The sequence below is a fragment of the Cardiobacterium sp. genome, assembly GCF_057314735.1.
Genome location: NZ_DBHKZK010000016.1, coordinates 1 through 12,953, shown reverse-complemented (window position 1 = coordinate 12,953; position 12,953 = coordinate 1). Strand labels below are relative to the sequence as shown.

Sequence of the window (12,953 nt, the reverse complement as noted above, 5' to 3'; positions counted from 1 at the left end):
ATATTTATTTGGCGGCTACGATTTTAAGTCTCACATAGTTGTCAACAGGCCCTAAAAAATGGCTTCGCCATTTTTTAGGGTGCCCGGTCAGGCGACGCAACACCGTATGAGGCTTTCGGTGGATGGCTATAAACAGCCCGTAAGCGACGCACGTCAATGCGATACGGCGGCACGAACTGCCGCATAAAAAACCCCGCCGGGGCGGGGTTTTGGGTTGACGGTAGCGTCAGATGATCTGGATGCCGTTGTGATCCAAATCGTGGTTCGCGCCGAGGCGGGCGATGGTGACTGCCGCCGCGCTGCCGCTGCCGTCCGGGTCGTAGGCGAGTTCGCCGGTGGTGCGGTCGTAGAGCAGGTGGTCGTTCGCATCTTTGGCTTCTTTGCCGGCCACGAACTGGTCGGCGGCAAGGGTGCCGCTTTCCAGCGCGGTGAAGATGTGGTGATCGAGTTGCAGCAGGTCGCCTTCGCTGAAGCTGAAGTCGGTGATGGTGTCGGCCTTGCCGTCCAGGGGGCTGGCGAAGACGAAGTGATCCGCGCCCTTGCCGCCGGTCAGGGTATCGGCACCACGGCCGCCTTCTATCTGGTCGTTGCCCGCGCCACCGTCGATGGTATCGTCGCCGTCGAAGCCGAAGAGGTAGTTGGCGGCGCTGTTGCCCTTGATGGTGTCGTTGCCGCTGCCGCCCTTGGCGTTCTCGATTTGCGTGCCGTAACCGATGAACATTTGGTGTTCGGTCGGCGTGCCGTCGTTGTTCAGCGCCAGATGCGCGGTTTTTTCGCCCGCGTAGATCCAGCTGCCCGGGGTGAGGTCGATGTTGAGGTCCAGCGTTTGTTCGTGCGCGTCGAAGGTGTCGAGGCCGCCGCCGTCGTGGATGTAGATGTCGTTGCCAACGGCGTCTTTGTTGAATTCTTTGAAGCCGTAGGTGTCGTCGCCGCTGTGGTAGTTCGGGTTGACGCCAAAGCTGTGGTGCAACGCGGCGAGATCATAGATGCCCAGTTTGTTTTGCGGAATGGGTGCAATCCAGGCATCGCCGTCGCTTCGCGGGACTTTCGCGGTTTCGGCTACGGTGTAGGACATGACGGAGAGGTCGTCGCGGTCTTCCACTTTGTCGAGGTTCGGTGTCGGTGCGTCGTTGTCAAAGGTGTGGTTGAGGCCGAGGGTGTGGCCGACTTCGTGCAGCGCAGCGTGCCAGCCGTAGTATTCGGTCAGCTTGTCATCCGCCTCCAGTTTGTAGGGGATGTCGCTGCGGAAGGCGTCATCGGCGCTGAAGCGTTCGGCGCTGAGATGCACGCCGCCGCCATAGACGCCGTAACCGACGGTATCTTCTGTTGCCATCGTGTGTTTGTAGAAGTTGAGCGTGGCGTTCGTGCCTTCGGTGTATTTGACGTTGACGTGTTCGGCGATGTGATCGAGCACGGTGCGGATAGCCGCTTTCTGCGTTTCGCTGTAGGTGGCAAAGCCGCTCATGGTGTTGCCCGGCTCGTCTTTGTCGTCAGGCGTGGTGGCAAAGGCGTAGGTGACTTTGATGCCTTCGCCCGGTTTGTGGCCGAGGAGGTGGCCATTACCGTTGTAGCCGCTGTCCAGGACGTTGACGAAGTACGGCGTGTCGGCGTTGCGGTCGCCGGCGAAGGTGGTGTCGGTGTTGGTGCCGTTGTGGTTCGCCGCGCTTTCGTCGTTGTCGATGATTTGTGTGGTCACGCCCGTCTTGGCCGCATCCAGTTTCGCCCCTTGCGGTGCGCTGATTTCGATGCGGTAGTGCTCGTTGTTTTCCGGCAGGCGGTCGTCCGCGGTGTTGACGCTGAAGGTCGCGCTGGTCTCGCCCGCCGGGATGGTGAGGTTTTTCGTGACCGGCTGGGCGAAATCAGCATCTGTCGTCTCGCCGTGTTTGAGGGTGACGGTGACCGTGACCGGCTGGTCGCTCGCCTTGTCGAGGGTGACGGTATAAGTCGCCGCTTCACCTTCGTTGACTTTGTCGCTGCCGCTGATGCTGACCGTCGGCTGTTCGGCGGGCGGATTGGCGGCGATGTCGCTCGCTTCGCTCACCGGGTTTTCAGCGTGATGTGCGTTGTCGCTGTATGCCGCCTTGACGGTGATTTTGTGGCCAGCGTCATCGGCGGTGAGGCGGTAGGTTTTGCCGGTCGCGCCGTCAATCGGCTGGCCGTCGCGCAGCCACTGGTATTGCACGCTGTTTGGTACGCCGTCGCCGTCGCTGACGGTGGCGGTGAGTTCGCCGCCGACTTTGGCCTCGCCGCTGATGGCAACGCTGCCGGGCTGGTTCGGCGCGCCTGGCGGTGGGGTGGTGCCGCTGTCTTCTACTGCGGCAGTCGCGCTGCTACTGACGCTTTCGGCGTGCTGTTTGCCGTCGGTGTACTCCGCCTTGACGGTGATGGTTTTGCCCTTGTCGGCGGCAGTGAGCTGGTAGCTCGCGCCGGTGCCGACTTCTTTGCCGCCCGCGTACCAGTGGTAGGTGACGCTGCCCATGCCGTCGTCATCTTGCAGGTCGTTGGACGCGGTCAGGGTTTCGCCCACTTTGGCGATACCGCTGATGGTGACGTTGCCAATCGGCGGGTTGTTCGGTGTGGTCGGCGGCGGGGTGGTACCGCTGTCGGCGACTGCCGCCGTTTTTGCGCTCTCGACGCTTTCGGCGTGGTTCTTGCCGTCGGTGTACTCCGCTTTGACGGTGATGGTTTTGCCCTTGTCCGCTTCGGTAAGCTGGTAGCTCGCACCGGTACCGACTTCTTTGCCGCCCGCGTACCAGTGGTAGGTGACGCTGCCCATGCCGTCGTCATCTTGCAGGTCGTTGGACGCGGTCAGGGTTTCGCCCACTTTGGCGATACCGCTGATGGTGACGTTGCCAATCGGCGGGTTATTCGGTGTGGTCGGCGGCGGGGTGGTGCCGCTGTCGGTGATGGCGGCGGTCGGCTCGCTGGTGACGATTTCGGCGTGTCCGGCGCCGTCGGTATAGATGGCCTTGACGGTGATGGTTTTGCCTTTGTCGCCCGGCTGGATGGTGTAATTCGCGCCGGTGCCCACCGGTTTGTTGTCGATAAACCAGCCGTAGTTGACGTTCGCCGGTACGCCGTCGTCATCGTGGGCGGTGGCGGTGAGGGTCTCGCCGACCGCTGTCTTGCCGCTGATGGTGACGGTACCTGGCTGGTTCGGCGCGCCTGGCGGCGGCGTGGTGCCGCTGTCGGCGACTGCCGCCGTTTTCGCACTTTCTACGGATTCGGCGTGCTGTCTGCCGTCGGTGTATTCCGCTTTGACGGTGATGGTTTTGCCCTTGTCGGCGGCCTTGAGGGTGTAGCTGTCGCCCTGCCCGATTTCTTCGCCGTTGGCAAACCAGCGGTATTTGACGTTGCCCATGCCGTCCGCGTCTTGCAGGTCATTCGATGCGGTCAATTTTTCGCCCACTTTGGCGGTGCCGCTGATGGTGACGTTACCGCTCGGCGGGTTATTCGGTGTGGTCGGCGGCGGGGTGGTGCCGCTGTCGGCGACTTCCGCCGTTTTCGCACTCTCGACGGACTCAGCGGTGCCTTTGCCGTCGGTGTATTCCGCCTTGACAGTGATGGTTTTGCCTTTGTCGGCGGCCTTGAGGGTGTAGCTGTCGCCCTGCCCGATTTCTTCGCCGTTGGCAAACCAGCGGTATTTGACGTTGCCCATGCCGTCCGCGTCTTGCAGGTCATTCGATGCGGTCAATTTTTCGCCCACTTTGGCGGTGCCGCTGATGGTGACGTTGCCGCTCGGCGGGTTGTTTGGTGTGGTCGGCGGCGGGGTGGTACCGCTGTCGGCGACTGCCGCCGTTTTCGCGCTCTCGACGCTTTCGGCGTGGTTCTTGCCGTCGGTGTACTCCGCCTTGACGGTGATGGTTTTGCCTTTGTCGGCGGCTTTGAGGGTGTAGCTGTCGCCCTGCCCGATTTCTTCGCCGTTGGCAAACCAGCGGTATTTGACGTTGCCCATGCCGTCCGCGTCTTGCAGGTCATTCGATGCGGTCAATTTTTCGCCCACTTTGGCGGTGCCGCTGATGGTGACGTTGCCGCTCGGCGGGTTGTTCGGTGCGCTTGGCGGCGGGGTCGGGGTGGGCGTCGTCGGGGTCAGCGCGGCGTCAACGGGGGCGCTGGGCTGGCTGGAGAAGGCTTCGTCGTGGCCGGCGCCGTCTTTGTATTCGACGTGGACGGTGAGGGTTTTGCCGCGGTCTATCGGCTGGATGGTGTAGCTGCGTCCGTTGGCGCCGGTGATGGCGTCGCCGTTGGCAAACCACTGGTATTTGATGTTTTCCGGCTGCACGCCGTCCGCGTCTTCCACGTTCGCAATCAGGGTCTGGCCGACTTTGGTCGCGCCGACGAGCTCAACTTTGCCTTCCTGGTTGTTGGCGGCATCGGGGTATTCGATGGTGATTTTGGCGCGGTTGTAGCTGGGGTTGCCGTTGCGGTCGGAAAGGACGTATTCGACCGGGTCGGGGTTGCCCTTGTCAAAGTCCTTGTCCGGGGTGAAGGTGACGTTGCCGCCGCGTCCCACCGTCCACACGCCCTGTTTGTCCACGACGAGGCGGGTGACGCCCTTGCCGTCCTTGTCCAGCAGCTGGACGGTGTTCGGGTCGATGTCGCGCTGGGCGTCGGTGTCGTTGTCGACGACGTTGATGGTGACTTTGCCACCACGGTGCGCCTTCACGGTGTCGTCGTAGAGTACCGGCTGGTAGGCTTTCAGGTTCGGGTCAGGGATGCCCGGATGGCCCGGCATTTGCGGGCTTGGATTGAGCGGGTTGGGCGCCGGGTTGGGGTTGGGCTGCGGCATCGGCGTCGGGTTCGGCATGGGGGTGGGAGTGACGGTGTCGCCAATAATGCCGGTGGTGCCGTTGTGCGTCTCCACGTGGTTTTTGCCGTCGGTGTAGCTGACGTACACGCTGATGTGTTTGCCACGGTCGGCAGCGGTGACGGTGTAGCTTTCGCCGGTCGCGCCGGGGATGGCGTCGCCTTCGGCAAACCACTGGTATTTGACGGTGCCGGGCTGGACGCCGTCGTTGTCGGCGACAACGGCTTTCAGCGTGCCGCCGATTTTTGCCTCGCCTTCGAGCAAGACGGCGCCGGGGGTGTTCGGTTGCTGTGTCGGGTCGTAGGTGAGGGTGATTTTCGCCGGTTTGCTGGTGTGGCCTTCGGCGTCGCTGATGGTGTATTGCACCGGGGTCGGGTTGCCGGTAAAGCCCGCTTCCGGCTTGAAGGTGACGTGGCCGTTGAAGGTGACGTTCCATTCGCCTTCACCGGGAACTTTCAGCGTGGCGACCGGGCGTCCGGCGGCGTCGAGCAGACGGACGCTGTTGACGTCAATGTTGGTGACGCCGTCCGGGTCGGAGTCGTTTTTCAGCACGTCAATGGTGACGGTTTCGCCGGGCGAGGCGCTTTCCTTGTCGTCAGCGGCGATCGGCGCGCTGCCGGGTTTGGGCTGGTTGGGGTTGTTCGGCGAGGGGCTGGGACTCGGACTGGGTGACGGCCCCGGCGGGTTCGGGCCGGGAACGGCCGGGCCAGGATTGGAGGGGTTGGAACTTGGCGGGGTGACGTCCGGTCGCGGCAAGGGACTCGGCATCGGCGGCGGGTTGCTCGGCTGATTCGGGGTCGGTACCGGCGGCGCTTCCGGGCTATGCGGGGTGTTGCTGTTACCAGAGTTGTTGTTGTCCGGTGCCGGCGCGGGCGCAGGTTCTGGGTGCGATTTGCCGTCCTTGTCATTGGCAAGGGCGATGCCGCCCGCAATCAGGCCGACACCGCCCAGCACGGCGAGCGGTGCGATGGGCACCTGGTCGGAGCCGAGTGCCTGTTCGGTCACGATTTCGCTGGCAAGGGTGTGTTCCGGCGCGGCGGCAACGGGGTAACTGGTGAAGCTGCCGTCGGCCTGGACGCCAATCAGCGCGCCCTGGCCCTGACCGAAGTAGTTTTCGATGACGAGATCGGGACCGCTGCCGTCGAGGGTGACGACGAGGTCGCTGCCCTGCTTCGTGGCGGTGACGCCCTGCGGCCCGAGGCCGGTCGCGTCATCGGTGAACTGGTAGTTAACGCCGTTTTGCGCCTGGATGTGCAGCGCGCTGCCGCCGGTATCAAGGTTGTAACGCGCGACCGACTGGCCGCTGGTTTGTTCGTTCAGGGTGAGGGTGATTTTTGCCATGTGACTGTCCTGTTTGTTGTTTGCAGTGAAGTGCCTGCCGCATCGCTGCGACAGGCACTTTTCTTAGCTTCCTGGGGTGCCGTCAGATGAGATGGCTGTGATCTTCCTGCGGCAAGTGGTGGGTTTGCGGGGCGCTGTACGCCGAAGGCTCGTAGGCTTTCGGCGCGGCGATGTCCACGTGCGAGAGGATATCCTCTGCGCTGAGGGTCTTGCCGCCCTGGCTGGCAATGTCGATGCTGCGCGTGTGGCCGGCGTCGTCGGTCACGTGCAGGTGTTGGCCGCCGGCGTCTTCGCTGACTTCCAGTTTGGCATGGGCAAGGTGTTCGTCGCCTGCCAGCACGATGCGGTCGCCTTCGTGCGGGTTGAAGTCGAGGATTTTGCCCGGCTGTTGCCAGCTCGCCGCATCGTTGCTGTCGAGCAGATAGGCGAAGGTGTCCGCCCCCGCGCCGCCTTCGAGCAACGCCGCGCCGTGTCCGGCAACGAGCGTGTCATCACCCGCGCCACCGTGCAGCGCGTGGTTACTGGCGGTTTTGCTGGCGGCAAGCAGTTCGCTGCTGTGCTCGCCGAGGTAGTTGAGCAAATCCGCGCCGTCGAGGTTCATCAGCCCGCTGTAGGCGGCGGTGTCGATGCCGTCGCTGACCAGTACGTCGTGTCCGTCACCGCCGTGCTGGTGCGTGGTGCTGTCGTGCGGGTGCGCGGCTTCTGCACCGTCGCTGGCGCTGGCCAGTGCCGCGTCGTCGTGGACGGCCTGCGGCGTCTCGTGTTGTTCGAGGTTGGCGCTTGGGGTGTCTTCGACGATTTCGGTGGTGACGTTGTCGTTGCCGATGTTGGCTGCGGTCAGTTTGCCCGGCGTGCCGTGCTGCGTCGGGTCGGCCGGTTGGCCGAGGTTGTTGACGCTCGCGACAAGCTGCTCAAAGTTCTGCGGCAGCGCGTTGTACGGGTTGCCATCCTGTTCGGGATGTTTTTCGCGCTGGTCTTCCGGCAGCGGGTTTTCCTGGGTGTCGCTGGTGGGGAAGACCCAGCCGGCGTTGCGTTCGCGCGAGGCCTTGATAACGGCGTCGTACTGGTCGGGCGTCACGTCATGAATCATGTGCATGATGCGATGCGCGTTGGCCGGGTCGTTTTCAAAGGCGCTCTTCGGCTGTTCGTAGTTGTTGAGGTAGGTCTTGGCGCTGACTTCGCTCGTCACGAAGATGTCCGCATAGGGCGCGATCGCGTCGGTGATGTGGGTGCCAGGGTTCGCCATCACCAGTTTGTTGCCCGCTTTTTCTTTGACGTAGCGGTAGAGCTCCGCCATGTAGGCTGTCGCATGGTTGTTAAGCGCGCTGATTTCGTCAAAGAAGTAGCCGTGGATTTTGTCCTTGCCATAGAGCTCCAGGTATTTGTCCACTTCTGCCTTGACTTCTTCAATCGGCCGCGTCTGGTACACGGTGCGGATATAGCCGAGGTTTTTGATGCCAACCGCGTCGTTGTCGTTGATGAGCTTGACGTAGTCGCTGTTGGCTTTTTCACCAACGCCGCTGGCCGGGTTGATGACGGCATACGGCACCTTGCCGCCGCCCGCCTTGTGTACGCTGTCCCAGTAGGTGTCGGTTTCCCAGCCACCGGTGGGGTATTTGTAGGCGGGGATAATCATCGATTGCGCGCTGACCGTACCGGTGAACGGCTTGTCGCCCGCGTTGATGTTGCCCACCAGGGCGTTCGCAATTTCCACGGTGTAGGTTTCCGTGCCTTCGCTGCCGTCACCGTCGTGGGTATCAACGGTGAAGTCTTTGGATACGGAGCCTTTCGGGATAACCACGCGCTGGATGTTCCAGGTGAGGTTGGCATCGCTGGCGTCGGTGCTGCCGTGCTTGATGCGCACGTCCACGCTGACGTCTTCGCTAGCAGGCTGGTCAAGGCTGACGGTGTAGGACGCCTGTTTGCCTTCAAGCACGCTGGTCTGCCCGGAGAGGGTGACGCGCGGCGCATCGGCTGCCGGCGGCGGGATGAGGTCGCCGCTGTTGGCGGCTTCCGGTACGACCGCAGGCGAGAGGTCGCTAACCGGTTTTTCCGCGTGGCCGGCCTTGTCGGTGTATTCCGCTTCGGCGCGCAACTGCATTCCCTTGACGGCGTTGTCGAGGTTGATGGTCTGGCCGTGCTGTTCCGGCAGCAGTTTGTCGTTGCCGTACCAGCGCCAGGTGATGCCGCTTTCCGGTACGCCGTCGGCGTCGGTGAGCTGCGCGGTCAGGGTGTGACCAATCTTCGCTTCGCCGCTGAGGGTGACGCTGCCCTTGTGGTTTTCGCCGGAAGGCGGTTGCGGCGTCGGCTGGTTGCCGTTGCCGTGCGGTGCCGGCGTGTTGGAGTGGTTGCTGCCGTCGTCTTTCAGCGGGGTGTAGCTGAAGGATTCGAGGGTAACCTTCTGCTCGGCGTCTTTCGCGGAATCTTGCCAGCCGTCTTTCTTGCTGTCGTGCTGCGGTTTGTACGTCCACAGGTTGAAGTGCATCTGCTGGTTGTCCGGCTTGACGATGTCGCTGGTGATGTCCTTGGTTACTTCTTCGCCAGTATCGGCGTTGCGCAGCGTCCAGGAAATTTTTTGCGGCGTCCACTCCAGTTTGACTGTGCCATGCGTCCAGTCTTCCGGCCAGACGCTATCGGGCTGCGGATGCACGCCTGTGCTACTGCTGTGCGGGTAGTAGGTGGTCGTGCCTTTCAGGGTGCTGTCGCCCCAGCGCGAGATTTCCACTGCGTCAATTTCGCGGTAGCCGTCATCCACTTTGTCCTGCGACCAGTCAAAGGTGAAGAAGCCAAAGACGCTGTATTTGTCGAACTTGCTGAAATCCGCCTTGAAGGTCGCTTCGTAGGTGCCGTAGCCCATGGCGCGGGTCGAGACGATTTCAGAAGCAACTGGCGTATGCCCGTCGGCATTGGTGATGGAAAGGTCCATGTTCGTGCCGTCGAGATGCGCGTTGGCTTTTGACCATTTGTGGTTTGCCTGCGGCCCGCCTTCTTTGAAGCCATCGCCGCGTGCTACCCACTTGAAGCCCGCCCAATCCATCGTCGATTCGCCGTAGTCATAGTTATAGCTCGGCGCGGTGCCATCCGCAGCCGGTTTCAGGCTGGAGAGGCTATCTTTGCTTTCGTCATGCGCTTTCTGGTCGGTGTAGCTCGCCTTGACGCTGATGCTATGGCCAACGTCGTCATTGGTCAGCGTGTATTGCGCGCTGTTGGCACCGTTGATTTCGTTGCCGTCACGCAGCCACTGGTATTTGACCTCGCCCATGCCATCTTCGTCGGCAAGGGTGTTGCCCGCATGCAGGGTAGAACCCGCCTGCGCCAAGCCGCTGATGGTGACGGCACCGGTCGGTGCGTGGTTTTCCGTCGGCGGTTGCGGCGGGATGTCGGCCGCAGCATCCACCACGGCGGCAGTTTTCGCGCTGATGACGTTGTTTTCTTCGTGTCCGGCCTTGTCGTGATAGTACGCCTGAACGCTGATTTGGTGTCCGACGTCTTCGCCAGTGAGGGTGTAGGTGTTGCCCTTGACGAAGTTGATCGGGTTGCCGTCGCGCAGCCAGGTGTACTGGATGGCGTTGGCATCAACGCCATCGGCATCGCTGACGTGTGCGGTGAGCATGGTGCCTTCGCGCGCCTCGCCTTCGATGGTGACGCTGCCAGGATGGTTGCTGCCACCGTTGCTGGCGCTGGCCAGCGGGCTGACAATGCTTTCCACATGGCCGTTGCCGTCGGTGTAAGTCGCGCGCACGGTGATGCCCGTAGCCTGGCCGGTCGGGGTGTAATCCGCCCCGGTCGCCCCTGCAATGGCATCATTGCCCGCGTACCACTGGTAGCTGACGGGTTTGCTGTTGTCCACGTTGTCACCGTCGTTGATGGTCGCGTGCAGGGTGCCGGTGTTGTCCGCCTGGATGCTGACGCTGCCGGCATGGTTCGCCTTGCCTTCGATGTTCGCCTGTTTGCTCAGGCTGATGTTGTCGGCGTGGACGCGCGCGTCTTCGCTGTAGATGCCGACCCGGCCATTGCCGCTGTAAGCGTCGCTGTCGTCGGTGATGGTGGTGACCACTTTGCCGTTGATTTTGATTTCTACGGTGTTGCCGTGCTTGCTGATGCTGAATTCTTTCGCATCGGCGAGCGGCCAGCTTTCGTTGCCGCTGGCGATGAAGCGCTGTCCGCCCTTGTAGGCCGGGTCGCGTTTGCCCAGCTCCCAGCCGTTGGCGCGCGGCACGAAGTAGTAGAAGTGATCGTTGTCGGTGTAGTTCCAGACGAGCCAGCCGGTTTCCCAGGCGTGCGGTGCGGCGCCCTGGCGCAGTTGTTCCGGTGTGCTGATGGTGCCGCTGAAGGTGAAGTCGCTGCCGTGTTCAGGGCCGATGACTTCGGTGGACGAGGTCGCGCTTTCGCCGCTCTGCACTTTCGGCTTCAGCTCCAGCACGTTGTTGCCGTTGCCGTCATCGACGACCTTGACGTGGCCGTAACCGCTCTGGATGACGCGCCATTCGCCAAAGGTGCTGCCCTGGGCGAAGTCGCTGCCCGCCGGGTAGGCGGAGAAGTCGTCATGGAAGTCGGCGGTCGGCGGCGGGTTGTCTTTAGGCACGTTGGTGCCGCTGCTTACCGGGCTTTCGGCATGGTGCGCGTTGTCTTCGTAAGTCGCCTTCACCGTGATTTGTTGTCCGGCGTCTGCGGCAGTCAGCGTGTATTTGCCCTCGGTGGCGCCGTCAATGGCTTCGCCATTACGCATCCACTGGTATTTGACGCCTTCGCTCGGTACGCCGTCTTCGTCGGCAACCACTGCGGTCAGCGTGCCGCCCACTTTGGCATCACCGGTGACGGTGACGGTGCCTTCGTGGTTCGGCTGTACCGGCGGCGGCGGGTTGGTGCCGTCGTTGTTGCCGGCGTTGAGTTCGCCCACTGCGCCTTCGGCAAATTCGGAGTCGTTGTGTGCGCTCACCTTGCCGCCGTCCTGTACTGCTTTCGCGCCCAGCGTGATTTTGCCGCTCTGCGCATCCAGCGTCACGCCTTCCGGCAGCTCCTCGCTGACCCACTCGCCGCGGTCATTGCGGGTGGCTTTCACGGTCTGCGCCGCGCCCGCCTCGTCGGGGTAATTGACGGTGAGCGTTTTGGTGCCGGCGACCGGGGTGATGTCAATACTGCCCGGCTCGCTGCCTGCCGCCATCTGCGGCACGCTCGGCGGGTCGTTGTCACTGATGGTGGTTTCCACGGTCTTGCCGCCGTCTTTCACCGTCGCGCCCTGCGCTTCGGTGATTTCCACGCGGTAATTGCGGTCGGGCTGGAAGGTGTTGTTGTCCAGCGTTTCGACGGTCAAGGTCGCGCCGGTTTGTCCCTTGGCAATGGTGACGGTGCGTTCTTCCGCCTTGACGTTGCCGTCATCGGTGGTGCCGTGGGCAATGCTGACCTTGACGGTGATGTCCGCTTCGGCCGGTTTGCTCAAACGCAGGGTATAGCTCGCCGGTTGGCCTTCAACGACTTTGTCGTCGCCTGCCAGCGAAACTTCCGGCGTGGTCGGGTTGACCTGTCCGCTGTCCGGGTCGCTCTGGATGGAGGCGGTGTCGCTGTAGCGCGAACCAACTCCAGCCACAGCACTGACGGTACTGTTGTCGTCAACGATGGCTGGTGCCAGTTTCACTTTGCCACTGGTAGCATCCAGGGTCGCTCCTCCCGGCAGTTCGTCGCGTGTGTACCACGGACTACTGCTGTTATCGCGAACAAGGGTAATCTCCTTCATTTGGCCATGATACTGGAAGCCTATATGCAAGTAGGTTGCCCCTTCCGGCGGGGTAATGGTGACACCGCCCTGCTCTGCCCCCGTGCCTTTTTCCAGCGTCGGTGCCGGGAAAGTCGGCTGGTCATTGCTGACCTGCGCCGTCGGCGCACTGGTCGGCGATTCGTGGTGTTTGGCGTTGTCATCATAAGTCGCCTGCACCGTAATCCGCGAACCGAGCTCGTTGGTCGTCAGCTTGAAGGTCTTGTCGGTCGCGCCATCAATCGGCTTGCCGTCGGCGAACCACTGATAGCTGACTTTTTCCGGCACACCGTCACCGTCATGCACTTCCGCGGTCAGCGTCTGGTCGAGCTTCGCCTCGCCGCTGATGGTGACGCTGCCCGGCTGGTTGGCCGGATCCACCACGGTATCGCTCTCGCTGCTGGTGAGATTTTCGGCGTGGTTGGCGTTGTCGGTATAGGTCGCCTTGACGCTAATCTTGTGACCAGTATCTTCGGCCTTCAGCGTGTAACTGTCCGTGGTCGCGCCGCTGATTTCTTTACCGTCAGCCAGCCATTGGTATTTGACTTTGCTCGGGTCAACACCGTCCTGATCCGCCACTTGCGCGGTCAGGGTTTCGCCCACTTTGGCGACACCGCTAATCGTCACCGTACCGGCGTGGTTCTCGCCCGGCTGCGGCGGTTGCGGGTTGGTGCCATCGCTGACACTACTGGTTTCGCTGCTGGTGAGATTTTCGGCGTGGTTGGCGTTGTCGGTGTAGCTCGCCTTGACACTAATCTTGTGGCCGACATCTTCTGCGGTCAGCTTGTAGCTGTCCGTGGTCGCACCACTGATTTCCTGCCCGTCGCGCAGCCATTGGTATTTAACTTTGCTTGGGTCAACGCCGTCCTGATCCGCCACTTGTGCGGTGAGTGTTTCGCCCACTTTGGCAACACCGCTGATGGCGACGTCGCCTTCGTGGTTGGTCGCAGGCGGCGGGGTATTGCCGTCGGTAACGGCATCGGTTGCCGCGCTGGTCAGGTCTTCGGCGTGGTTGGCATTGTCGGTGTAAGTCGCCTTGACGGTAATCTTCGC

Annotated in this window: 2 protein-coding genes; both read right to left on the bottom strand. The window is 62.3% G+C overall.

Annotated elements, in window-relative coordinates; all coding sequences use genetic code 11:
- Positions 1-226: 226 nt before the first annotated feature.
- Positions 227-6,148 (bottom strand): Ig-like domain-containing protein, encoded by a 5,922-nt coding sequence (locus ACO54Z_RS01845; protein WP_485995481.1) that lies wholly within the window; start codon positions 6,146-6,148, stop codon positions 227-229.
- A gap of 82 nt (positions 6,149-6,230) precedes the next feature.
- Positions 6,231-12,953 (bottom strand): spherulation-specific family 4 protein (locus ACO54Z_RS01840; protein WP_485995480.1); only part of this gene is annotated, 6,723 nt, incomplete at its 5' end.